The organism is Flavobacterium gossypii (genome assembly GCF_014138495.1).
Classification (GTDB): domain Bacteria; phylum Bacteroidota; class Bacteroidia; order Flavobacteriales; family Flavobacteriaceae; genus Flavobacterium; species Flavobacterium endophyticum.
In genome coordinates this window covers 593,513-617,763 of sequence record NZ_JACJIS010000001.1, presented here as the reverse complement: position 1 = coordinate 617,763, position 24,251 = coordinate 593,513, and the positions used below count along the sequence as shown (strand labels likewise).

Annotated in this window: 25 protein-coding genes; 16 read left to right on the top strand and 9 right to left on the bottom strand. The window is 37.3% G+C overall.

The genetic code is table 11. The features are described from left to right. Window positions 1-32: 32 nt before the first annotated feature. Window positions 33-575, bottom strand: a complete 543-nt coding sequence (locus tag GGR22_RS03085; RefSeq protein ID WP_121374918.1) for a DUF4870 domain-containing protein — start codon at window positions 573-575, stop codon at window positions 33-35. A 243-nt stretch (window positions 576-818) separates the two neighbouring features. On the opposite strand from GGR22_RS03085, the gene GGR22_RS03080 reads away from it, so the two are divergent. Both GGR22_RS03080 and GGR22_RS03075 read left to right on the top strand, forming a co-directional pair. Beyond that, window positions 819-1,271, top strand: coding sequence for a DUF4442 domain-containing protein (locus tag GGR22_RS03080; protein WP_182492517.1), 453 nt, complete (start codon window positions 819-821; stop codon window positions 1,269-1,271). A 95-nt stretch (window positions 1,272-1,366) separates the two neighbouring features. Further along, window positions 1,367-2,278, top strand: a complete 912-nt coding sequence (locus GGR22_RS03075; protein WP_182492516.1) for a TIGR01777 family oxidoreductase — start codon at window positions 1,367-1,369, stop codon at window positions 2,276-2,278. A 55-nt stretch (window positions 2,279-2,333) separates the two neighbouring features. Here the strand turns inward: GGR22_RS03075 and GGR22_RS03070 are convergent, their stop codons facing one another. Then, window positions 2,334-3,008 (bottom strand): YceI family protein, encoded by a 675-nt coding sequence (locus GGR22_RS03070; protein ID WP_182492515.1) that lies wholly within the window; start codon window positions 3,006-3,008, stop codon window positions 2,334-2,336. Between the two features lie 177 nt (window positions 3,009-3,185). Between GGR22_RS03070 and GGR22_RS03065 the strand changes: the two genes are divergently transcribed. From GGR22_RS03065 to GGR22_RS03030, 8 genes are all read left to right on the top strand, one after another. Continuing rightward, on the top strand, window positions 3,186-3,764 hold the full coding sequence (locus GGR22_RS03065; protein ID WP_121374914.1) for a nucleotide exchange factor GrpE: 579 nt from the start codon (window positions 3,186-3,188) through the stop codon (window positions 3,762-3,764). A gap of 66 nt (window positions 3,765-3,830) precedes the next feature. Then, window positions 3,831-4,949, top strand: a complete 1,119-nt coding sequence (gene dnaJ, locus GGR22_RS03060; protein ID WP_182492514.1) for a molecular chaperone DnaJ — start codon at window positions 3,831-3,833, stop codon at window positions 4,947-4,949. A gap of 193 nt (window positions 4,950-5,142) precedes the next feature. Continuing rightward, a complete protein-coding gene (locus GGR22_RS03055) occupies window positions 5,143-6,066 on the top strand; it encodes an ABC transporter ATP-binding protein (protein WP_182492513.1) in 924 nt (307 codons plus the stop codon). Between the two features lie 61 nt (window positions 6,067-6,127). Further along, the gene (locus tag GGR22_RS03050; protein WP_182492512.1) at window positions 6,128-7,432 is read left to right on the top strand and encodes an ABC transporter permease; all 1,305 of its coding nucleotides are present in this window, start codon (window positions 6,128-6,130) and stop codon (window positions 7,430-7,432) included. Between the two features lie 20 nt (window positions 7,433-7,452). Continuing rightward, a complete protein-coding gene (locus GGR22_RS03045) occupies window positions 7,453-8,616 on the top strand; it encodes a sigma-54-dependent transcriptional regulator (RefSeq protein WP_182492511.1) in 1,164 nt (387 codons plus the stop codon). A 19-nt stretch (window positions 8,617-8,635) separates the two neighbouring features. Further along, entirely contained in the window at window positions 8,636-9,274 is a 639-nt protein-coding gene (locus tag GGR22_RS03040) for a DEAD/DEAH box helicase (protein ID WP_182492510.1), read from the top strand. A gap of 24 nt (window positions 9,275-9,298) precedes the next feature. After that, entirely contained in the window at window positions 9,299-9,514 is a 216-nt protein-coding gene (locus GGR22_RS03035) for a putative signal transducing protein (protein WP_121374908.1), read from the top strand. Between the two features lie 12 nt (window positions 9,515-9,526). Beyond that, complete coding sequence (locus GGR22_RS03030; protein WP_182492509.1) at window positions 9,527-10,051, top strand: GNAT family N-acetyltransferase; 525 nt, start codon at window positions 9,527-9,529, stop codon at window positions 10,049-10,051. Here the strand turns inward: GGR22_RS03030 and GGR22_RS03025 are convergent, their stop codons facing one another. Beyond that, window positions 10,052-11,164: an AI-2E family transporter gene (locus GGR22_RS03025; RefSeq protein ID WP_121374906.1), complete on the bottom strand. Its 1,113-nt coding sequence runs from the start codon at window positions 11,162-11,164 to the stop codon at window positions 10,052-10,054. A gap of 163 nt (window positions 11,165-11,327) precedes the next feature. On the opposite strand from GGR22_RS03025, the gene GGR22_RS03020 reads away from it, so the two are divergent. Further along, window positions 11,328-12,962, top strand: a complete 1,635-nt coding sequence (locus tag GGR22_RS03020; protein WP_121374905.1) for an ABC-F family ATP-binding cassette domain-containing protein — start codon at window positions 11,328-11,330, stop codon at window positions 12,960-12,962. Between the two features lie 51 nt (window positions 12,963-13,013). After that, on the top strand, window positions 13,014-14,096 hold the full coding sequence (locus GGR22_RS03015) for a PAS domain-containing sensor histidine kinase (protein WP_182492508.1): 1,083 nt from the start codon (window positions 13,014-13,016) through the stop codon (window positions 14,094-14,096). Window positions 14,097-14,147: 51 nt separating this feature from the next. On the opposite strand, the gene GGR22_RS03010 is transcribed toward GGR22_RS03015, so the two are convergent. From GGR22_RS03010 to GGR22_RS02995, 4 genes are all read right to left on the bottom strand, one after another. After that, window positions 14,148-14,504 (bottom strand): FEKKY domain-containing protein, encoded by a 357-nt coding sequence (locus GGR22_RS03010; RefSeq protein ID WP_182492507.1) that lies wholly within the window; start codon window positions 14,502-14,504, stop codon window positions 14,148-14,150. A 5-nt stretch (window positions 14,505-14,509) separates the two neighbouring features. Further along, complete coding sequence (locus GGR22_RS03005; protein ID WP_317169771.1) at window positions 14,510-17,263, bottom strand: YfbK domain-containing protein; 2,754 nt, start codon at window positions 17,261-17,263, stop codon at window positions 14,510-14,512. Between the two features lie 2 nt (window positions 17,264-17,265). Next, window positions 17,266-17,766 carry an RNA polymerase sigma factor gene (locus GGR22_RS03000; RefSeq protein WP_182493501.1) on the bottom strand — a complete coding sequence of 167 codons (501 nt, stop codon included), beginning with the start codon at window positions 17,764-17,766 and terminating at the stop codon, window positions 17,266-17,268. Window positions 17,767-17,917: 151 nt separating this feature from the next. Beyond that, the gene (locus GGR22_RS02995; protein WP_182492506.1) at window positions 17,918-18,763 is read right to left on the bottom strand and encodes a DUF6929 family protein; all 846 of its coding nucleotides are present in this window, start codon (window positions 18,761-18,763) and stop codon (window positions 17,918-17,920) included. A 129-nt stretch (window positions 18,764-18,892) separates the two neighbouring features. Between GGR22_RS02995 and GGR22_RS02990 the strand changes: the two genes are divergently transcribed. Beyond that, window positions 18,893-19,774 (top strand): PPK2 family polyphosphate kinase, encoded by an 882-nt coding sequence (locus tag GGR22_RS02990; RefSeq protein WP_182492505.1) that lies wholly within the window; start codon window positions 18,893-18,895, stop codon window positions 19,772-19,774. Between the two features lie 46 nt (window positions 19,775-19,820). Here GGR22_RS02990 and GGR22_RS02985 read toward each other — a convergent pair whose 3' ends face one another. Continuing rightward, the gene (locus GGR22_RS02985; RefSeq protein WP_121374900.1) at window positions 19,821-20,366 is read right to left on the bottom strand and encodes a hypothetical protein; all 546 of its coding nucleotides are present in this window, start codon (window positions 20,364-20,366) and stop codon (window positions 19,821-19,823) included. A 223-nt stretch (window positions 20,367-20,589) separates the two neighbouring features. On the opposite strand from GGR22_RS02985, the gene GGR22_RS02980 reads away from it, so the two are divergent. The 3 genes from GGR22_RS02980 to GGR22_RS02970 all read left to right on the top strand — a co-directional run bounded on the left by GGR22_RS02980 (window position 20,590) and on the right by GGR22_RS02970 (window position 22,983). Then, a complete protein-coding gene (locus GGR22_RS02980; protein WP_182492504.1) occupies window positions 20,590-21,981 on the top strand; it encodes an MATE family efflux transporter in 1,392 nt (463 codons plus the stop codon). Between the two features lie 20 nt (window positions 21,982-22,001). Continuing rightward, complete coding sequence (locus GGR22_RS02975; RefSeq protein ID WP_182492503.1) at window positions 22,002-22,232, top strand: hypothetical protein; 231 nt, start codon at window positions 22,002-22,004, stop codon at window positions 22,230-22,232. Window positions 22,233-22,419: 187 nt separating this feature from the next. Next, entirely contained in the window at window positions 22,420-22,983 is a 564-nt protein-coding gene (locus GGR22_RS02970) for a hypothetical protein (RefSeq protein ID WP_182492502.1), read from the top strand. A 53-nt stretch (window positions 22,984-23,036) separates the two neighbouring features. Here GGR22_RS02970 and meaB read toward each other — a convergent pair whose 3' ends face one another. Beyond that, entirely contained in the window at window positions 23,037-24,137 is a 1,101-nt protein-coding gene (gene meaB / locus GGR22_RS02965; RefSeq protein WP_182492501.1) for a methylmalonyl Co-A mutase-associated GTPase MeaB, read from the bottom strand. Window positions 24,138-24,251 lie beyond the last annotated feature (114 nt).

The window sequence follows — 24,251 nt, the reverse complement described above, 5'->3', positions numbered from 1 at the left end:
GGTATTATAATTTTCTCATGGCTTTTCAATAATTAAACTGTTTCGTTTTCTGATTGATGATTGATTGATGATTCTGGTTCTTGTGGAGCTTCTGTTTTTACGTTTTGTTTTTCGTCTGTGGTTTTGATAAAGTTGATTGTTAGCGGGTATTTGTATCGTTCTCCGTTTGCCGCCTTTACTGTGGCATAAATGATTAAGAAGAATTCGGCCACTTTTAAAGTAAAGAACAAAACTACTGCTGTTATGGCAACGACTACGATTCCTGTAATATGTTCAAGGCTGAAATTCTCGATAATAAAATCGTCTCCATCGATGATAGCATTCATAGGAATGTTTTTAAAAATGGTAAAGACGAAGATGGGTATGGCGATTAGACTTAGGATCAAGGTATATAAAAGCAGGCTTAACTGAAAGTTGATGGCTTGCTTTCCATGATGGTCGATATAATCGGAATCCTTTTTACTTGCTCCCCAAATGATGATCGGAAATATGTAATTTCCAAAGGGAATAAAGTATTGTGTTAACGTACTTAAATGTACTAATGCGGCTGTTGTTTTTTGATTTGATGTTTCCATGATTAAAAGTATATAATAATATCCTATGCAAATATATGGCTAAAAAACAGTATCTTGTTTTGCATAGTACTAATATTTAACAAAAAATTAACAAGTGTAAAATATTAGAAAATAAACTAAAGTATTGTTTTATAGTGGTTAAGATGGTTTTTAAGGCTTTTTGGTGTAGGATTTACTGGAGTAGCTTTTTTAATTATTTACCCCATTCCATTAATATTTACTATATTTCGGAAAAATATAATCATGGAATTTACGGCCGGAAAACTCAATAAGTTTCTTTTTTTTAAATTGCCTTCAGCATTTTTGTGCGGTGTAAGAGTCAAGGAAATTGATGGCATGCGATGCGTGGTTGCTGTAAGACACCGCTGGATCAACCAGAATCCTTTTAATTCGATGTATTTTGCGGTTCAGGCAATGGCGGCAGAATTGTCTACAGGAGCTTTGGTAATGCATCATATAAAGAAAAGCAACAGGAAGATTTCTATGCTTGTTGCCAACAACAAAGGGAATTTTACGAAAAAGGCCACGGGACGCATTCTTTTTACTTGCCAAGACGGACATCTGATCGAAGAAGCCATCAAGCAAACCATAGCAACAGGCGAAGGGCAGACTTTCTGGATGAAATCGATCGGAATAAATGAAAAAGGAGAGCAGGTTTCTGAGATGGATTTTGAATGGAGCATAAGAGTAAAGTAAATTCCGAACCAAGCATAGGCCGTTAAACCTAACTTAATTAACATTTTATTACACTGATCCGCTCGTAAATTTGAAATACAGAAAATTTATATGCTATGAAAATTTTGATTACAGGAGCGACGGGTCTGGTAGGAACAGAATTGGTTTCCCTGTTATTGCAAAACGGTGTTTCAATACATTATCTTACGACTTCAAAAAAAGAAATTAAAAGCGAACCCAACTATCAAGGCTTTTACTGGAATCCGCAACAGGGAATTATTGACGAAAATTGTATTCTAGGAGTTGACGCGATTATTCATCTTGCTGGCGCATCAATTTCAATGCGCTGGACATCAAAAAACAAACAAGAAATTATAGAAAGCAGAACCTTGTCTACCAACCTGCTTTACAGAATAGTGAAGTCGCGGCCGAATCAAGTCAAGCAGATTGTGTCCGCATCGGCTATAGGAGTTTATCCGGACAGTCTTTCGGCCGTCTATACCGAAGAAAATAAATCAGTTGACAATTCCTTTTTAGGACAAGTCGTTGTAAAATGGGAAGAAGCCGTTGATAATTTCAAAAGGCTGAATATTAAAGTCTGTAAAATCCGAACAGGACTTGTCCTGTCAAAAAAAGGCGGTATGCTTAAAGAACTGCTTAAACCAATAAAATTGGGCGCTGGTTCTGCTTTTGGCTCAGGAAAACAATGGCAGTCTTGGGTACATTTACATGATTTAGTGCATCTATATTATTTCGCGATACAACATCAATGGGAAGGTGTCTATAATGCCACAGCTCCCAATCCTGTCGATAATCATGAGCTGATAAAGAAAATAGCAAAGACTATAGAAAAGCCTTTTTTTATGCCTAATGTGCCTGAATTCTTGCTGAAGCTCATGTTAGGAGAAATGCATATATTGTTGGTCGCTAGCCAGAATGTTAGTTCCCAGAAAGCACAGGATAACGGATTTGTTTTTAAATTCAGAACTTTAGATAAAGCACTAGATGACCTTTTAGGTGATCGTTAAAATAAAAAGAGCTCCATTTCTACAAATGGAGCTCTTTTTGGAGGTGAATTAACAATTATTTTTTAGCTGTAACGCTAACCTTCAGTTCAATATCGTCATTAATAAATTTGTCTCCCAGGTTGTCAAATACAGATTTTGATCCATAGTTGACGTTCCAAAGCGTTCTATTTATAGTAAACGGATCGCTAACTACTGTTACCGTGTTGCCGTTAACCGTTACAGTTGCAGGGAATTTTACATTTTTTGTGATGCCTTTCATGGTCAAGTTTCCTTCTACAGACGTTTTTCCGTTTTCAGTAACTGCTTTCGTAATTTCAAAATTGGATTGAGGGTATTTTTTCACGTTGAAAAAGTGGTCAAAATCCGCTTCTGTACCGCCAGTACCTTTTAAGTGCCCTTCCAAATCTTCTTTACCGTCGCCAGCTTTAAGATCGGTCACGGTAATCGTATTCATGTCAATCGTAAATTTTCCTGTATCCAAAGCATTGTCTTTAACAGAAACAGTCCCGTCAGCAAGATTGATGGTTCCAGTATGCTTTCCGGTAGGCTTAGATCCAGTCCATTCAATTTTAGAATTTTCTTTATCGATAGTATAAGTTGCTGCTTCGCCAGAAACTTCTTTTACAGTTCCGGCTTCTGTTGTTTCAGCTTCAGCAGCTTTGTCATTTTTACATGAAACTGTCAGTGTTAAGGCTGACAAAACTAGTAGAGATGCAATACGATTCTTCATAAGACTTAAATTTTTAGCTTAGCAAACATATCAAATCAAAGCTAAAAATCTCTTAAAATTATATTAAAATCAAAATGTTTGTGATTGTTAACATTGAAAATTACCTGAAAAAAAGCGTGACAATTTGACATTTTGAAACAATTGGCAGTACTTTTGCAATCTCTCGAAAAGCAGAAAATGAAATTTAAGAATATATTTAAAAGTAAAAATACTATGAATGCTGAAAACCAAGACAAAGAGCAGGAAATCGATGACGCAACTTTAGAGGCAAATGCAAATGCAGAACAAATAATTGTAGAAGAGTTAAGCGTTGAAGAGCAACTGACCCAAGATTTGGCAGCCGAAAAAGACAAATTTATTCGTCTTTTCGCAGAATTCGAAAACTATAAAAGAAGAACGGCAAAAGAGCGAATTGATCTGTTCAAGACAGCAAACCAAGAAGTTCTTTTGGCATTATTGCCAGTTTTGGATGATTTTGACAGGGCTAAGATTGAAATTTCAAAATCAGAAGACCAAAGCCTTTTAAAAGGCGTGGAATTAATCCATGAAAAACTAAAAAATACTCTTGCGTCAAAAGGACTTGAAGAAGTTGACGCTAAAGCAGGTGATGCTTTTGATGCCGATTTTGCCGAAGCTATTACGCAAATTCCAGCGCCTTCTGACAAGCTAAAAGGCAAGATTGTTGATGTTTTAGAAAAAGGATATAAATTGGGCGACAAAATTATCCGTTTCCCAAAAGTGGTAATCGGACAATAATTATTCGATGAGAATGTAGTGGCATGAATGATGCCTTTGCAACATTTCAATGTTAAAAATGAAAAAATGAAACAAGATTTTTACGAAATATTAGGAATTTCAAAATCTGCTGACGCAGCTGCGATTAAAAAAGCATACCGAAAGAAAGCAATAGAATTTCATCCCGATAAAAATCCGGGCAATAAGGAAGCCGAAGAGAACTTTAAGAAGGCTGCTGAAGCCTATGAGATTTTGAGCGACCCTCAAAAGAAAGCAAAGTACGATCAATACGGTCATCAAGCTTTTGACGGAGCGGGAGGATTTGGAGGCGGAAGCATGAATATGGATGACATTTTCAGCCAATTCGGTGATATTTTCGGAGGTGCTTTTGGTGGCGGTTTTGGCGGATTCGGTGGCGGAAATTCCGGTCCACGTAGAGTAAAAGGAAGTAATCTTAGAATCAAAGTCAAACTAACTTTAGAAGAGATTGCCAATGGTGTTGAGAAAAAAGTAAAAGTCAAAAGAAAAGTCCAAGCCCAAGGCGTTCATTATAAAACCTGTCCTACTTGTAATGGTCAAGGCCAGGTAATGAAAATAACCAATACCATTTTGGGAAGAATGCAGTCAGCAACCACTTGTCATACTTGCGGCGGTTCTGGGCAAGTACTTGAAAGCAAGCCAAAAGATGCAGATGCTCATGGAATGGTAATGGTTGATGAAACTGTTTCTATAAAAATTCCTGCAGGTGTAGTGGACGGAATGCAATTAAAAGTTTCAAACAAAGGGAACGATGCGCCAGGAAACAACAGTATCCCAGGAGATTTGATTGTTGCGATTGAAGAAATCGAGCACGAATTTTTAAAACGTGAAGGCGAAAATCTTCATTTAGACCTTTATATAAGTTTTCCAGAAGCGGTTCTAGGAATCTCAAAAGATATCGAAGCAGTAAACGGAAAAGTAAGAATCAAGCTAGAAGAAGGAATCCAATCTGGAAAAATTCTTCGCCTAAAAGGCAAAGGAATACCAAGCATCAATGGCTACGGAAATGGCGATTTGCTGGTACATGTCAATGTTTGGACACCGAAAAATCTAAATAAAGAACAAAAGCAATTTTTTGAAAAATCAATTACAGAAGATAACTTTATCCCAAACCCTGAAAAGAGTGAAAAATCTTTTTTTGAAAAAGTTAAGGATATGTTTTCGTAGTAATTTAAATTTTTTATATATTTGAAGATTACTAGGCAACTAGTAATTTTCTTTTTCATAGCAATTTTTCCCATCCTTGTGCAAATAGGGGTGGGTTTTTTTTGAAATTCTGACAAATTTCACCTCTCAATTCCTTACTTTTACAGACTCGTGGCTACGATAGCCCAGCTGATGAAATAAATCAAAAAGCATAATGAACAACATACTTGAAGTTAAAAATGTAGTCAAACAATATGGCGATTATACTGCTTTGAATAATGTTTCGCTACAAGTTCCAAAAGGGAGCATCTACGGACTTCTCGGTCCAAATGGCGCAGGCAAAACCTCGCTAATCAGAATTATCAACCAAATAACCATGCCCGATAGCGGTACTGTTCTTCTTGATGGAGAAAAGCTGCAGCCAGAACATGTACAGCACATCGGCTACATGCCGGAAGAAAGAGGCTTGTATAAAACCATGAAAGTTGGTGAGCAGGCACTTTATCTTGCCCAGTTGAAAGGACTTTCAAAAGACGAAGCAAAAAAACAATTGGATTATTGGTTCGATAGGTTGGAAATCCAAGGCTGGTGGAATAAAAAAATTCAGGAGCTTTCAAAAGGAATGGCCCAAAAGATACAGTTCGTAGTTACTGTACTGCACAAGCCAAAGCTTTTGATTTTTGATGAGCCTTTCAGCGGTTTTGATCCTGTAAATGCAAATTTGATAAAAGACGAGATTCTAGAATTAAAAAAACAAGGTGCTACAATCATCTTTTCTACCCATAGGATGGAAAGCGTTGAAGAACTTTGCGACGATATTGCTTTGATTCACAAATCCAATAAACTGATTGAAGGAAAACTCAACGACGTCAAAAAAGAATACAGAACCAATAGCTTTGAAGTCGGAATCATGACGTCTAATGTCGAAGGGCTTATGTATCAGCTGACGCAGAAGTTTACTGTCGGGCAGACTAATTTCAAGACGCTTAATGATGACCTGAAACTGGAAGTGCAGATTGGCGATTCTTCTCCAAATGAGCTTTTGAGTATTTTAACTCAAATGGGACAAGTGACCCATTTTGTAGAAAAAATTCCAAGTGTTAATGATATTTTTATCAAGACAGTAAGCGACAAATAAGTATAGATTATCTGTTCTGGAGGGAAAATCCAGAATCATAAATCATAAATTGAAAATCTAAATGAGCATACTAAAATTAATTATAAAAAGAGAATTCGTTGCAAAAGTCCGCAACAAATCATTTATAGTCATGACTTTCTTGAGTCCGTTGCTGATGGTTGGATTGGCCGCTTTTGTGGGCTATCTGAGCACAATGAAATCAGATGTGAAGGAAATTGCAGTTCACGACGAATCCAATCTTTTTGTCAAAGAATTTAAGAATTCCGACGAATATCATTACCTCAATAAGTCTGATGTAGATTTGAAGGTGTTGAAAGACAGTATTATTTCAGAAAAATACGAAGCCATACTTTATATCCCTAAAATTGAAGATAATAAAGAACTGGCCAAGAAAATCCAGTATATTTCAAACGATAGCCCGAGTCTTTCGTATATAGACGATTTGGAAACTATAATTGGACAAAAACTTACAAAATCAAATTTTGAAAAAGCCAGCCTTGACACGCTTGCTATTAAGAATGCAGAAGCGAAAGTTGATATTAATTTGGCCAAAGCTTCCGGCGAAGAAACCGTAAAAGGCCTGAACGAAATCAAGATTTTTATTGGAGCAGCTTTCGGATACCTTATTATGATGTTCATCATTATCTACGGGAATATGGTCATGAGAAGCGTCATCGAAGAAAAAACAAACCGAATTATCGAAATCATTATTTCCTCCGTAAAACCTTTTCAGTTGATGATGGGGAAAATCATAGGGACCTCTTTAGCAGGTGTGCTTCAATTTGTCATTTGGGCATTGTTGGGAGGTATTTTATTATTCATCGGTTCTGCCTTTTTAGGAATTAATGTTGGTCCATCTTCAGGGGTTTCATCTGAAATGATGGCAACAGCAAACCATGGAGTTGCAGCAAATATCCAGCTTTATGTCAATGAATTTAAAAACCTTCCGATAGCGACTTTATTGGTTTCATTCATAGTGTATTTTATTGGAGGCTACTTTTTATACAGCTCGATTTATGCGGCAATTGGCGCAGCTGTTGATAATGAAACCGATTCTCAACAATTCCTATTGCCGATTATTCTGCCGCTGATGCTTGGCGTTTATGTAGGTTTCTTCAGCGTTTTGAATGACCCTCACGGAACGGTAGCCACTGTTTTTTCAATGATTCCGCTAACATCGCCAATCGTGATGCTGATGCGTATTCCTTTTGGAGTGCCATGGTGGCAGATTGTACTTTCGCTAGTTTTATTGTTCGGAACTTTCTTTTTAGTGGTATGGTTCGCTTCAAAAATATACAGAATCGGAATTCTTATGTACGGCAAAAAACCGACATGGAAAGAACTTTACAAATGGCTTAAATACTAATAGCGCAAAAAAGATAAAATATGCCTAAAATATTAATCATAGAAGATGAAGCAGCAATCAGAAGAGTCCTAACAAAGATTCTTTCTGAAGAAAATGATTCGTATACAGTAGAAGAAGCCGAAGATGGGCAGCAAGGTCTTGAAAAGATCAAGAACGACGATTATGACTTGGTTCTTTGCGATATCAAAATGCCAAAAATGGACGGTGTCGAAGTACTTGAAGCCGTTAAAAAAATCAAGCCGGAAATCCCAATGGTCATGATTTCGGGCCATGGCGATTTAGAAACAGCTATCAATACGATGCGACTTGGTGCTTTCGATTATATCTCCAAGCCGCCCGATTTGAATAGGCTTCTGAATACAGTTCGAAATGCTTTAGACAAGAAACAGTTGGTTGTTGAAAATAAGATACTCAAGAAAAAAGTCAGCAAAAACTATGAAATGATTGGCGAAAGCGAAGCCATCAACCATATCAAGCAGATTATCGAAAAAGTAGCACAGACAGATGCACGAGTTTTAATCACCGGACCTAACGGAACTGGAAAAGAATTGGTCGCACACCAACTTCATGAAAGAAGCGAACGTTCGGGCGCACCTTTAATTGAAGTAAATTGTGCTGCGATTCCATCAGAATTGATTGAGAGCGAACTGTTCGGACATGTGAAAGGCGCATTTACTTCTGCCGTAAAAGACAGAGCTGGAAAATTTGAAGCTGCCGACAGAGGAACTATTTTTCTAGATGAAATTGGCGACATGAGCCTTTCTGCCCAAGCCAAAGTATTGCGTGCCTTGCAGGAAAATATAATCACAAGAGTAGGTGCCGACAAAGACATAAAAGTCGATGTTCGAGTAGTAGCCGCTACAAACAAAGATTTAAAAAAGGAAATTGAAGAAGGCCGTTTCAGAGAAGATTTGTATCATAGGCTTGCGGTTATTTTAATTAAAGTACCGGCATTAAATGACAGGCGCGATGATATTCCATTATTGATTAATCATTTTACCGAAAAAATAGCATCGGAGCACGGAAATGTGCCAAAACAATTTTCTAAAGAAGCCATTGCCCTTTTGAAAGAATATGACTGGACCGGAAACATACGCGAATTAAGAAACGTAATTGAACGCTTGATTATCTTAGGCGGAAATGAAATTTCTGAAACAGACGTCAAGCTTTTCGCCAGCAAATAATAAGCTTACAGCATTTAAAATGAAACTAAAAAAAATAAACGAAAATCTTCAAAGAGCTTTAGCCGAAAACGGACTTACAGAAGCCAATGAATTGCAAAGCGAAACGTTTTCGACCATAAAAAGTGGTGCGGATTGCGTCATTATTGCTCCTGCCAAGTCAGGCAAAACGACTACTTTGGTGATGAACGTAATCCAAAGGCTTGAAAAAGAATTTGAAGAATCTCCCCGAGCATTGATTGTTGTCGAAAGCAAGGAGAAAATGATTGAAATGAAACAACTTTTCGAAAAGCTAGGAAATTATACGAATCTTAGAGTGTACGGAGTTCATGATAAAGGCGATATTGATTTCGACAAAAACCATATTTCTCTTGGAATTGATGTGCTGATTGGAACTCCAAACCGATTGAGCGATATGTTTGCATCGGCAGGATATGACGTGAACCGACTGAAAATGTTCATTATCGAAAATACCGATGAACTATTGAGGTTGCGTTTTGATACCAAGCTGGCGCGAATTTCGGAAGCGATGGGCAAGACGCAAAGGATTTTCTTTTCTGAAAACATTACGGAAAGAATAGACAATTTTGCCGATAGGATTATGATTGAACCGCTGTTTTTTGAAATGGACGATAGCGAAGAAGAGGAAGAAACAGAATAATTAAAAACTAAAAAAAATAATAAAATGGGACTAATGAAAGTATTTTCGGGAAGTGAGATCTTAGCAACAGCTTTGAAAGCGAAACTAGAAGAAGCAGGCATCGAGACGCTTATGAAGAATAACAACCAGTCCAATATTATTCTTGGATCGAATGGAAGCATTGCTGTCGAGCTTTTTATCGATGAATCGAAATACGGGAAAGCCGATCCGGTCATTACTGATTTTAAGATGAGCCTTTAAGAAGAATTGCGTATGAGAACTTCTTTAGAAACCGAAAGATTGCTATTGCGAGAACTCCTGCCAACTGATGATGTCGGGATGTTTGAGCTCGACTCTAATCCGCAAGTACATATTTATCTAGGCAATAAACCGGTTACTTCTATTGAACAAGTCCGTGAAGCCATTGCTAATATCCGACAGCAATATCTTGAAAATGGAATTGGTCGTTGGGCAGTAATCTTAAAAGAAACCAACGAATTCATCGGCTGGTCCGGATTGAAATTAGAAAAAAATGTCAACGGATACCGAACGTTCTATGATTTAGGTTATCGATTCATCCAAAAGCATTGGGGAAAAGGCTATGCTTATGAAACGGCAAAAGCTTTTGTCGATTTTGGTTTTAACGATATGAAACTGGAAAAAATCAATGCCTATGCCGATTTTGACAATCTTGCGTCAAGAAGAGTTCTGGAAAAAGTAGGAATGCATTTTGTGAATGCATTCGATGATGAGGGAACCCAAGAAGCCTGGTATGAAATAAAAAATCCGAATAGTTAATTATTCGGATTTTTCTTTTTGTTCAATTTCTGCTTTCTCAACTTCGGGAATAACAGTTTTTGAAATTTCTTCATCTTCTCCTAAAACATACCCCCACGGTTTTAATCCATCGACACGGTCAAAAACTACCTTAAAGATTGCAATAATCGGAATGGACAAGAACATTCCTTTGATACCCCAAACCAATTCTCCTAAGACCAATCCTAAAAGCGCTGTCAAAGTATTGATTTTTACTTTCGAACCGACAATTTTCGGCATGATATAATTACTGTCAATCAAATGGATTACGAAAACAGTAAAAATGACCAATAGCACGGCTGTAGAATCCATGGTCGAAAAAGTCAGCAAGACAGTAAGTATTAATGAAGTCAGAATTCCGATATAAGGAATTACATTAAAAATTCCCGTAATCAGCCCCAAAAGAAAAGCATATTTTATTCCGATGATTTCAAATGCAGTGCAAGCTAATACCGATACGATTAGCATCTGGAGAAAAAGTCCTGCAATATATTTTTTGACAATATATTGAATATTAAAAACAACATCGTACACAACGGCAGAATGTTCTTCCCTAAATAGCGATACTAAAAAAGAAAGCAACAGGCGGCGATGCAGCAATATAAAAAAGGTATATAAAAAGATAAAGACCAAAAAAAGCATCACAGAAGAAACGGATAATAACGTCTGTCCCAATAAAGATGTCCCTTGGCTTAAAGCTTCGCTAGTAGCCGAATTGATATAGCTTATCTGCTCATGATTGTCAATATGAAAAGTATCCGAAATCCAGTCTTGAATAATTGTAGACGTAGCCAAAAGCTGTTCCTTAAACGCCGGCAAGTCGTTTGTAAGGTCGCTCAATTGGTTTAAAAGGAGGTAAGTAATAGCAGTAATCCCAAGCACTAATGTCATAAGCACCGTTGCTGAAGACAAAGAACGAGGAAACTTCCAGCGTCTTTCTAAGAAATTCGCAAACGGAAGCAGAAGCAACGAAAATAAGAAAGCAAAAATAAGCGGTGCCAGCAAGGTTTCTCCGATAATTGCGAGATAAAACAAGCAAATGATGGAAATTAGCACGTGGGCAAGCCGGGTATAAAAAGGCGTAGTTTTAACCATTATTGAAAATCTTTACTATAAATATAAGTCAATAATTTTATTTTCCACCATCGCGTTTAATATAGATTTTTTCAGATTGCCTAATCCCTTAATTACGCTATCTTTGCACCTTCAAAAATTCGAGCAGTCGAAGAATCACAATCCAATTAATCGAATAATCTAGATGATTACAGTAAACGATATTTCAGTCCAGTTTGGAGGCACGACGCTTTTCAGCGAAGTTTCTTTTGCCATAAATGAAAATGACAAGATTGCCCTCATGGGTAAGAATGGAGCCGGAAAATCAACGCTCCTAAAGATAATTGCTGGGCAAAGCAAGCCCTCCGGAGGAAATATTTCAGCACCAAAAGAAGCCGTAATTGCCTATCTGCCTCAGCATTTATTGACGAAAGATGGAGCTACGGTAATGGAAGAAGCTTCAAAAGCATTCAGCGAAATTTTTAAGATGAAGGCTGAGATTGATGAACTGAACGAACAATTGACCGTTCGTACAGATTATGAATCAGACGATTATATGAAATTGATTGAAAGAGTTTCTGACTTAAGCGAGAAGTATTATGCGATTGAAGAAGTAAATTACGAAGCGGAAGTCGAGAAAATTTTGATGGGACTAGGTTTTGTAAGAGAAGATTTCACGCGCCAAACGTCTGAGTTTTCTGGAGGATGGAGAATGCGTATTGAATTGGCCAAAATCCTTTTGCAGAAACCAGACTTGATTCTTCTGGATGAGCCAACCAATCACATGGATATCGAATCGATTCAATGGTTGGAAGATTTCTTGATCAATTCTGCGAAAGCCGTTGTCGTTATTTCCCACGATAGAGCTTTTGTCGATAATATCACCAACCGTACGATTGAAGTAACGATGGGTAGGATTTATGATTATAAGGCCAAATATTCGCATTATCTGGAATTGAGAAAAGACCGAAGAGTGCACCAGCAAAAAGCCTATGACGAGCAGCAAAAAATGATTGCTGACAACCAAGCTTTTATTGATCGTTTTAGAGGAACTTTTTCTAAAACAGACGCCGTACAATCACGTGTTAAAATGCTGGAGAAGTTGGTTATTGTACAGGTTGATGAGGTAGATACATCTGCATTAAAACTGAAATTTCCACCCGCAGCTCGTTCTGGAAATTATCCTGTAATCGTAAAAGATTTATCCAAATCGTATGGTGACCACGTAGTTTTTAAAGATGCCAATATCGTAATTGAAAGAGGACAGAAAGTAGCTTTCGTTGGAAAGAATGGAGAAGGAAAATCTACGATGATCAAGGCTATCATGAAAGAAATTGGAATCGACAGCGGTTCTGTAGAAATAGGTCACAATGCACAAATTGGTTATTTTGCTCAAAATCAAGCCTCTTTATTAGATGAAAATGCTACGATTTTTGAAACTATTGATAACATTGCAGTTGGAGAAGTTAGAACGCAGATTAAAAATATCTTGGGAGCATTTATGTTTCACGGAGATGATACTACAAAAAAAGTAAAAGTACTTTCTGGAGGTGAGAAAACACGTTTGGCAATGATCAAATTGCTACTTGAGCCTGTAAACTTGCTGATTCTGGATGAGCCTTCCAACCACTTAGACATGAAAACAAAAGACATCATCAAAGATGCACTTCGTGATTTTGACGGAACCTTGATTTTGGTTTCCCACGATCGTGATTTCTTAGATGGCTTGGCAACAAAAGTTTTTGAGTTTGGTAATAAAAGAGTCAAAGAACACTTCGAAGATATAGCCGGTTTCCTTGCTCATAAAAAGATGGAAAGTCTTCGTGAGATTGAGAAATAATTTCTGATTTGACGTATTTAATGATTAAATTGCCTTCAAAATCAGAACTATATGATTCCTGAAGAAATTAGCAGTTTAAGAAATTCGAGGATAGAATTGCAAGGCGTTGCAGACTTTCTGCCGTATCCGTTTATTATTGCAGAAGTTATCGATGGGCAACATCTTAATACCTACCTAAACGAAAAGTTTCTCGAAGAAATTGGCTACACTCTTGATGAAATCCCAACCATAGAAGCTTGGTACGGCAAGGCTTATCCCGATTACGACTACAGAAATAATGTAATTACTACTTGGGATGATGAAGAAACTTTATCCCAGCAAGAAGGCAAGGTTTTCGTTAAAAGCAAGTCGCATGTTACTTGTAAAAACGGTACGATCCGATGGTACGAAGTAAAAGCTTGTGTCATCAATAAAATTCATATTGTCGCTTTTATTGATCTCGATAAAGAGATTCGTTTTCAGGAAGAACTGAAAAATATCAATAAGAACAATGACAGAATGCTGTCGATTTTAGGACATGATTTGCGAAGCCCTGTTGCCAATCTAATGTCGATATCGTCAATGGCGGCCAATACAGAAATTTCGCCGGACGAGTTTGCTTCCCTAATAAAAATGATCAATGAGCAGTCCAAACAAGTATTAGAATTATTAGACAATACGCTCAATTGGGCAAAACTGAACTTTAATACCATCAAGCTAAATCTCGTTGAAATTGATTTCCGGGTACTTATAGCCAATATTCTTGAAATCTATAAAACTCCTTCCGAAAGTAAAAACATCAGTGTCAAGGTGGCGATTAAAAATTTCAAAATAAATTCTGATATTGAAATCGTGACCATAATTATCAGGAACTTAATTTCTAACGCGATCAAATTTACACCTCAAAATGGAACGATTGTTATTGAATCTTTTGGAAATGAATTAAGTATCAAAGATAATGGAATTGGAATGTCTCAAGAAATGATTGAAGATATCCTGCGAAACACTAATTCGTCAAGAAGAGGAACAAACAACGAGCAGGGAACAGGCGTAGGATTGCAATTGGTTGTGAATTTGGCCGAAAAAATAAATTGTAACCTAGGCATATCCAGCGAAGAATCGAAAGGGACAGAAATACGCCTGACATTTAAATAAACAAAACCGATAGCTTAAAAACTATCGGTTTTTTATTTTATAATCCTTGAGTTATTGTATGCCAAAAGCATTTGCGTTTAGTTCCTTCTTCCAATCTTCGCCAAATTTTTTAGACAGATAATCAAACACCAGATGATTATACATTTTGTAATAATCAAAATCTCCCATCGCTACACAGCCAGAATCATGATAATTGACGCCATATTTCTTTTGAAATAGCAAATCTGCATCCTTGATTACAGAAACAATTCCGCCTCGGAGATAAATCGTAACATGATTGTTTTTTAAATCGTCTTCAAAATTCATTTTGGCTGAAATTGCTAAATGTTTAGTGCATCCAATTCTATCTTCCGTTTGACCAAAAGAAAGAGAAGAGATCAAGAACATAAAGAAAATATACTTTTTCATCTTTTTCATTTTACGCTTTCTACCAATCGAACAAATTCAGCTTTATAACCATCCTCGTCATTAGACAATCCTTCTTTTGCTAGTTTTTTGATGTCTTCAGATGATTTGTTCGGAATTAGTTTTGAATCTCTCAGTTTTAATCCGAACCACGCTACTGCGGCAGAAAATTTGAAATCATCAGACGCAGCGTTTAAAGGAACCGATTGGTTTTCGATTATACTTGTCATCTCAATGCTTTTGTCGCCATCAGGTTTTTTATATCGGAATTTTATGGTTGCCAATTCTTCATTATAAACCGTTCCGTTTTCTTGCACTTTCGTGTATTTCAAATCAGGTGTTTTGTTGAGAAATTCACTTTCGACTCCTGTCGGAATAATTTCATACAAAGCCGTAACCGTATGGCCACTTCCTAATTCGCCAGCATCAATAGCATCATTTGTAAAATCTTCCGGACGCAATTTTCTGTTTTCATAACCTATCAATCGGTACGACTGAACGTGCTTTGGATTGAATTCGATTTGGATTTTCACGTCTTTGGCAATCGCAAACATAGAGCCTTTGAATTCTTTGCCTAAAAAGCGATTTGCTTCCTGTATATTATCGATATACGCATAATTTCCATTTCCTTTATCGGCAAGAATTTGCATTTTGCTGTCTTTATAATTGCCCATGCCATAGCCAAGACAAGTCAAGAAAACGCCCGATTTTCTTTTTTCTTCTATCAACGTTTCCATGTCGGTATTCGATGAGCTTCCTACATTGAAATCACCGTCAGTTGCCAAAATCACACGATTGTTTCCGTTTTTGATAAAGTTTTCTTGCGCTGTCTTATACGCCAATTCAATTCCAGCTCCACCGGCCGTGCTGCCTCCAGCATCTAGCTTTTCCAAAGCATCAATAATTGTTTTCTTATTGTCTCCAGAGGTTGGCGGCAAGACCATCCCTGCGGCTCCCGCATATACGACGATGGAAACCTTATCTTCTTTTCTCAGCTCATTGACTAAAATTTTCATGGATTGTTTCAGCAAAGGCAATTTATTGGCATCGCTCATCGATCCAGAAACATCGATCAAAAAGACAAGATTAGAAGCAGGCAATTTTTCTGTCGGAATTATTTTTCCCTGCAATCCAATTTTTACCAGCTTGTGTTTTGGATTCCATGGCGCATCGCTGTATTCTGTATTGATAGAAAACGGATGATCTCCTTTCGGCTGCGGATAGTTGTATTTAAAGAAATTGACCATTTCTTCTACTCGAACAGCATCTTTCGGAACCGTTTGGCCGTTGTTTATGAATCGGCGTACATTTGTATATGAAGCATTATCAACATCAATCGAAAAAGTAGAAAGCGGTTCATTCTTTGGACTTTCAAAAGGATTTTCGATAAAAGGATCGTAATCTTCTTGGGAAGTTTCCACTTTCGGCTGGACATCCATTCTGTAAGTTTCGGTATTTTTCTTTCTTTTCAGTTCTCTGAGTTTTTTTCTAATTTCTCTTTTGGAAAGGTTTTTAGTTGTCCCTTTTTTAGTTTTAACTACAATCACGCCGTTTGAGCCTCTATTTCCATATATTGAAGTTGCTGTAGCATCTTTTAAAACATTGATTTCCTCGATTTCATTTTGGTTGATCGTCTTAAAAGTTTTTTCATCAACAGGAAGTCCATCTACTATATAAAGAGGTTTACCTTGTTCTTTAATTGATCCAGTTCCTCTCAAAACAATTGATTGCTCACCACTGTATTCTTTTTTTGCTTCAGTAATATTTAGTCCAGAAACTTTTCCTTGCAAAGATTGAATAACAGGATTGCTATTAATATCTCCATCTCTATAATTCTGTTTCTTTGCTCTAATGTCTTGACCTAGATAGCCTATAGGATTTGATGTCTTTTCTTTTTTAGATTTGCGTTTGGATTGGATGGATTCCTTATCAATTATTGCTACAGAAGCCATAGCTGATTGCTTCTTCGTTGTTTGGTACGCTGTCACCGCTACTTCCTCAAGCGTATTAGAGTCATCTTGTAAAGCGATATCCAGTCTTGCATTATTTTCAACTGAAGCAACTGAAGATTTCATGCCAATATAACTAAATTCCAATTTTTCTCCAGTTTCTACAGCAATAGTATATTTTCCGTCGAAATCTGTTTGAGTTGCGCGAGATGTTCCTTTTACGGCCACAACCGCGCCAGGCAAAGGCAAATTTTGATTGTCAACAACAGTCCCGGTAACTGTCTTTTCTTTGGTGATTGGATTTGTTTTTACCTCTGCAGCAATGATTTTTGCATCTTTGAGTGCCAAATTTTTAGGCTCAATTTGAATTAATTCTACTTCTTCTTTAGCATAATCATCGTTCGTTTTATCGGCAACGGAACTTTCTACCTGTACGGTTACTGGCTTACTTTTTATGATTGTAGCTTTTTTACTTTTAGATTCTTCGGGTTCTTTAGCAGTTCCCGTTTTTTGAACGACAGCTTCTTTTTCAGACTCAGAAATTATCGGCGTATTTTCCTCAATTACCACCGGGTTTTTAGGAGTCTCTATGCTGTCGTCTGTTTTCAGAAATTGATACCCTAAAGAAAAGAACAATAAGAGTGATGCCGCAATCCCGATTTTCTTCCAGATTGCAATTGTTTTTTTGTCTTCTTTTTTATCTAGTTTTTCTTCTACGCGAGCCCAGACTTTTTCCATAGCTGGGAAGTCTTTCGCTTCTACCTTTTTCGAGGTATCTTTGAATTGTTCGAATATTTTATCTTGATTTTCCATCGCTACTTTGCTTTTTGATAATACAAATTATTAACCAATTCTTTCAATTTGGTCTTTGAGACATTCAGCTGTGATTTAGATGTTCCTTCTGAAATATCAAGCATCTTGGCAATCTCTTTATGAGAATAGCCCTCAATAGCAAAAAGGTTGAAAATGGTTCGACATCCTTCGGGAATAAAATTCAGCAGGTTCAGAAGATCTTCTTCCTCTAAATCGGTCACGTGATTTGTAATCGGCTGTGAAATGATTTTCACGTCATCAAGATACATGTTGAAGTTGACGTTTTTCTTGAGTGACAGTAAGCATTGATTGACCGCAATCTTTCTGGCCCAGGCTTCAAAAGCTCGGACTTCTTTCAATTGTTCGATTTTCGTAAAAATAGTATAGAAAGCATCGGCCAGCGCTTCTTCTATTTCTTCCTCTTTCTTTAGGTATCGCTTGCAAGTTCGATACAGCTTTGGAGCCAAAAGCTCATACACCTGACGCTGTGCGTCTCGTTGCATCTTTCTGCAGGCTGTAATTAGTTTTTCGTCTATCACAATGAATGTCTTTCCTATATAGAGAGAGAAAAGGATAAAAAGGTTGGAAAGCGATGTGAAAATTTATGATTTTAGATTTATGCCCAAACGGAAATCCTAAATCTAAAATCATAAATTATTTATCAAGCGTAAGCTTGTAAATGTCTGACTTTAAGTCGTCGTTGTCTTTGTCTTCGCAAAGAAGAAATTCGATGGTCTTGTCGTTTTCTTTGTAAACCGTAAGTCCTTCGAATTTATGCGTAGTTGTAATCTTTTCGGTAAAATCGATTTTCATCTTTTCGATATCCAGCCTTCCGATGAAGGTTCCGAGAACGGCACCGTCGTCATAAGTAGATTTAGTATCTTCAACAGTGGCCAGAAAATAAATCTTCCCATCCACTCGCACAGCGTCTGTAAAAGAACTTTGGATTCCTTTTATTTTAGGAAGTTTGTAAGAGTTATACAAAACAGAGAAATCATCAATCAAGTTATTTCCACCGATAGTGAAAATTCCGTTTTTGCCCGACTTGCCATTGCCGCGGTTGAAAAGAAACCAATTTTCTCCATTATAAACAGCGCCTTCGATATTGAAATCTTCAGGTTTCGTATTCCCGAAATTCTGCATCACCAAATAAAGGTCGGTGACATCCGTTTCCTTTATTTTTTGTTTTTGGTTTGTGTCAAAATGAACCATTTTATTTCGGTTTTCGGTAGAACCGGAGCCAAAAATATAACAGTCTTCGCCGAAATTGGCAATAGCTTCAAAGTCGGGCTTTTTTGCTTTTGGAATGTTTTCTGTTGGCGCCCCCGATGTTGTTTCTAGAATCGTATGCGATTCCAGATTTTTGCTTTCGATATTGTATTCATAAAGGACGCTACTATTGTCGGAAATTATAAAAAGAGAATTGTCTTTATAAACCAATCCTGAGGCAGAGCCAATGCCGATAATCTGAAATAATAATTCGAGCTGAAATTTTTGCATAGTTTCTGTTTTAGGTTCCTGATGGAATAATTCGGGCGAAAGGGATTCGTTTTCCTGAAAAAAATAAATATAATTTTTAGAACGTAATTTCTGAGATAAATATATACATTTATGTAAAATAATATTCTTATGAAAACGATAAATACGGATGATTTTAAAATTACGAGCCCTAAAAAGCTTTCAGATTTGCCGACATTAGTTGATTTGAAGGCTACCAAACAGGAATTAAAAGAAGCCCTAAATGAAACCCGTGAAGCTTTAAGCGACTTGCAAGATAAGATGTATGCTCATAACCGCTATGGCGTGCTGATTTGCCTGCAAGGTATGGATACTTCGGGGAAAGACAGCCTTATACGTGAGGTTTTCAAAGAGTTTAATGCTAGGGGAGTTGTAGTTCATAGTTTTAAAACGCCAAATTCAACCGAACTGGAGCATGATTATCTGTGGAGGCATTATCTAGCACTACCCGAAAAAGGAAAATTTTCAGTTTTCAACAGGACACATTATGAAAATGTACTAGTCACAAGGGTACATCCAGAATATATCTTGAACGAAAGCTTGCCAGGAATCGAGGACGTAAAGGACATTCCTAAAGATTTCTGGAAGAAACGCATGGAACAGATTGTTAATTTCGAAAAGCATATAGTCGAAAACGGTGTGATAGTCTTGAAGTTTTTTCTACATCTAAGTAAAGAAGAGCAAAGGCAGCGACTTTTGAGACGCCTTGAAAAAGAAAAACACAACTGGAAATTCTCGCCTGGCGATCTAAAAGAAAGAAGCTTTTGGAAAGAGTACCAACACCATTATGAAGAAGCAATTAATGCGACGTCTAAAGAAAAAGCGCCATGGTATGTGATTCCAGCCGATGACAAAAACGCCTGCCGTTTTCTTTTGGCAAAGGCAATTTTGGATGTGCTTTTGCAATATAAAGACATAAAATTTCCTGAGTTGGAGGAGAAAGTACAGGAAAATATATCATTTTACAAGAAGGAACTGAGCAATGAGAAATAAAAAAATGCCTTGATAATTCAAGGCATTTTCTTTTATATTTTTCAAATTAGAGTCTAAATCCGTAAGCTAGACGCAAAGCAAGTTGTCCAACTCCTTCACCATTTTCTCTCGGAAAGTCGTTGTAATATTCGTAGCGGATGCTGGCATCAAAATATTTATTGGCATATCCAATTCCTGGCGCTAATAACAAACTCGTGTCGTTATAGTCATTCGTGACAGGAATAGCAGCTCCAAGCTCGCCAAGCACATAAAAACGATCTTCCCATACAAAGGCTTTGAAACCAGCCTTTGCCGGAATGAATCCTAAATCAGGAATATCATCGCCCACAAATAGATTAGTGAACCCAGTAGTGAACGTAATCGAATACCTTTGGTTTAAGTCATACTGGATACGCGCATCGGCTCCTAGCGCAAAATCATAAGGATCGTCAAATATAAAACCTCCGTTTATTCCAAACCCTAAACGAAACCCTTGGTCATAATTTTCGGTTGCGCCAATAGCGGAGGTGGTTTCTTGTGCTGACATGCTCGATGTCATTAAAACCGTCATGCAAACTGCAAATAAGCCTGTGATTGATTTCAAATTTTTCATAGATTAGGATTTTAAAAGTTAGTACTATAAAATTAACAATAATAAAGCCACTCTTCCAAATGTTAATTTTTAAAGTATTGTTAAAAGGTTAGTAGCGTGATAAGGCTTTGAAAGCAAGTGATTTGCTTTATGTTTCAATTTTTGCTTAAAATATTTAAATATCTTTAAAAGTGTGGAATTGTAGGATATGGTGCTATCTTTGCCCCACATTTTTCTACATATCGTGAGCTTACATCAATACACCAAAGAGTTTTCTTATAATTTAAAATTAGCGTATCCTATCATACTAGGAATGCTAGGGCATACATTAATCGGAATTGTCGACAATATTATGGTTGGCAAACTGGGTGCTACTGAATTGGCGGCTGTTTCATTAGGAAATAGTTTTATCTATGTTGCCATTTCGCTCGGGATTGGCTTCTCTACAGCCATAACTCCAATCATTGCTCAGGCTGATGCGGAAAAAGATACTCAGAAAATCAGGTCGGCTTTCCATCATGGACTTTTTTTATGCGGGATATTGGGCCTCACCTTGTTTGGTGTTATCGTATTGGCCAAACCGCTGATGTATTATATGGGACAGCCCGAAGAGGTAATCGTCTTGGCCAAACCCTATATTGATTGGGTCGCTTTTTCTTTGATTCCACTAGTTGTCTATCAAGGATATAAGCAATTTGCCGATGGACTTTCGATGACAAAATATTCCATGTATGCAATTATCATGGCCAATGTCGTGCACGTCATCTTAAACTATTTTCTGATCTACGGAATTTGGATTTTTCCAAAAATGGGCATTATCGGAGCAGCTTTAGGAACGGTAATTTCAAGGCTTATGATGCTTGCTTTTATGCACCTGATCTTATCCAGAAATAAAAAACTGACTGCTTATTTTCAAAATTTTAGTTTCCAAGATATCAAAAAGGCGATGCTCAATAAGATTGTAAGTTTGGGACTGCCATCGGCTTTGCAGATGTTTTTCGAAGTTGCACTTTTTACATCGGCAATCTGGCTTTCCGGCTCTTTAGGCAAAAACAGCCAAGCGGCCAACCAGATCGCCTTGAGTTTAGCATCGGCTACTTTTATGTTTGCTATGGGATTGAGCGTTACCGCCATGATTCGCGTAAGCAACCAAAAAGGACTTAAAGATTATAAGAAGCTTGTGGTGGTTGCCCGATCTATTTTTCTTTTAGCCATTATTATTGAGATTATTTTTGCAATCTGCTTCGTGCTTTTCCACCAATACCTGCCGCATCTGTTCCTTAATATGGAGAAGAATGCACTGGTTATAGATAATGAAGAAGTAATCGCGATAGCCGCACAATTATTGCTTGTAGCTGCCGTCTTTCAGATTTCAGACGGAATACAAGTCGTTGTGCTAGGAGCTTTAAGAGGTCTTCAAGATGTAAAGATACCCATGTACATTACGTTTGCAGCCTATTGGGTAGTCGGCTTTCCAGTTTCGTACTATTTAGGAAAACATACGGAACTCAAAGCTACTGGAATTTGGATCGGCCTTTTAGCCGGATTGACAGTTGCCGCAGTATTTTTGTATATTCGCTTTAATTATTTGACAAAAAAATCAATAAAAGAGGCAGCTCCAGTAGCTGCAATCTAAAATCATAAATCTAAAATAAAATGGAACTACCAAAATTTTTACTAGGTGACAATACCGATTTTCCGGAAGATATTTTTATCATCCACATGGATTATCCAAGATTTATAATCAATCTAAAAGACGACGAGGTCGAGTTTCTCGAAGAAGCAGAAGATCTTGATGAAGGCGAATTAAATCAAGTTATGGAAAGCTTGATTGCTGAAGCCAATGAGTTTTACGATAGGGAAATGGAGCGTTACGAGAAAGAATAAGAATTCTGGCGTAAGCACTAAATCCAAATACACAAAGGTTGCAAGACGGTTAATTATACCGTTTTGCAACTTTTTTTTTTGAAAATGTAAAACTAAGGGGTAACAAAAAATAATTTAATTGATATACACTAAAGTTGGCGGAACCCGAAAAGCCAATCCAAGAGTAGGGACAATTAAATTATAAATTATGAAGAATTTTTTACAAGGAGATTTTAAAAAATCGAAACAAACAACAAACAAAATTGTATCGTTTACGGGGGTAAAAGCGATATTGGCAACACTCTTTTTAACAGCTTTTATTATGGTAAGTTGTAGCAAGGACGATCAGCAGGATATTAAAACCGAGGAAGCTTCTACGGACACTTTCAATCCGGCGGCCAGACGTTACGAATTCCCTTTTATTGTACGTGCTTGGGGATCCCATAACATAGATTGCAGTCAACCAAATGGATTTTGTCTTGATGTATGGACAATTATTAGAACTTTTTATAAACCATTACCAACTGGTACTCCAGTGAAAGCTGCAAATATTAATGGAGCATTTGTTATGAAGTTTTACAAAAGTGCTCTAACTGAAGAAGATAAAGCAACATTGTTGAGAAACGGAAATTCCTTTAATATTCCTGAAGGGCAAATCATTCCCGATGAGCTTGTGGAAGCTTTAGGTTTTAGTTCAAACTCGTTGCGTGCAGGAAACTATAGAATTCAAGAAAACGATGAGCTCTATGGCATTGCAATAGCAGTAAATTAAATTACTTTTACCCCAAACAAAGAAAGCCGTTTCAATTTATTTTGAAGCGGTTTTTATTTAAGATTCTTACTGTTTTGATAGATTTGTAATAAATTTTGTGCAGCGGCAAACGGGGAAACTTCGCTATTTTGTACCGCTTTTTTATTTTCTTCTAATAGATTTTTTATTTGAGGATGCTCAAAGAAATTGAGCTTGAGCTGTTCGTTGATTGTTTCCAGAAGCCAATGCTGGTTCTGGTTTTTTCTTCTTTCGTAAAAATAGTCGTTGCCTTTCGTAAGCTCGAGATAGTCTGAAATCATAGTCCAAACGTCGGAAATTCCGTCATGCGTAATAGCGCTACAGGTCGTGACTTTAGGCTGCCAGCCTGAACTCTTTGCAGGAAATAAATGCAAGGCACGATTAAATTCAGTTTTAGCCATATTAGCTTTCTTGATATTATCGCCGTCAGCTTTATTAATAACGATAGCATCCGCCATTTCCATAATGCCCCTTTTGATGCCTTGCAATTCGTCTCCGGCTCCTGATATTTTCAAAAGCAAGAAAAAATCCACCATGCTATGAACTGCAGTCTCGCTTTGTCCGACTCCGACCGTTTCGATGATAATCGTATCAAATCCGCAAGTTTCGCACAAGATAATGGTTTCGCGGGTTTTTCTGGCAACGCCTCCAAGCGTTTCTCCTGAAGCCGACGGTCGTATATAAGCTTTTTCGTCCTTGACCAATTCTTCCATACGGGTCTTGTCGCCCAAGATACTGCCATGAGAGATGGTACTGCTCGGATCGACGGCCAATACGGCTACTTGTTTGCCTGATGAAGTCAAGAATTTTCCAAAAGCTTCTATAAAAGTACTTTTTCCGACACCGGGAACTCCGGTAATGCCAATCCTCACAGAATTATTCGCATACGGAAGGCAGGCTTGGATAATCTCATTGGCCTTTTCCAGATGTTTTGGATTTGTGCTTTCCACCAAAGTAATGGCTCGACTCAAAGCCGTTTTATCGCCTTTCAAAATTCCTGAAATCAGTTCTTGGGCTGAAGGTTGTCGCTTTCGCGATTGTATGATCTGGGCAACAGAAGCCTTGCCGATGCTTTCGGGCTGGCTGATCCCTTCTTTTTCCTGTAAGGCTGATTTATGTGGGCTTGGTTTGGACACAGTAGCGGTTTTGAGAAGTAAAAGTAAGGAAAACAAAAACAGTTTCAAAAAGGCGATGCTTAAAGAAACTGTTTTTTGGTAATTATGAATTATGAATTATGAATTATGAATTAT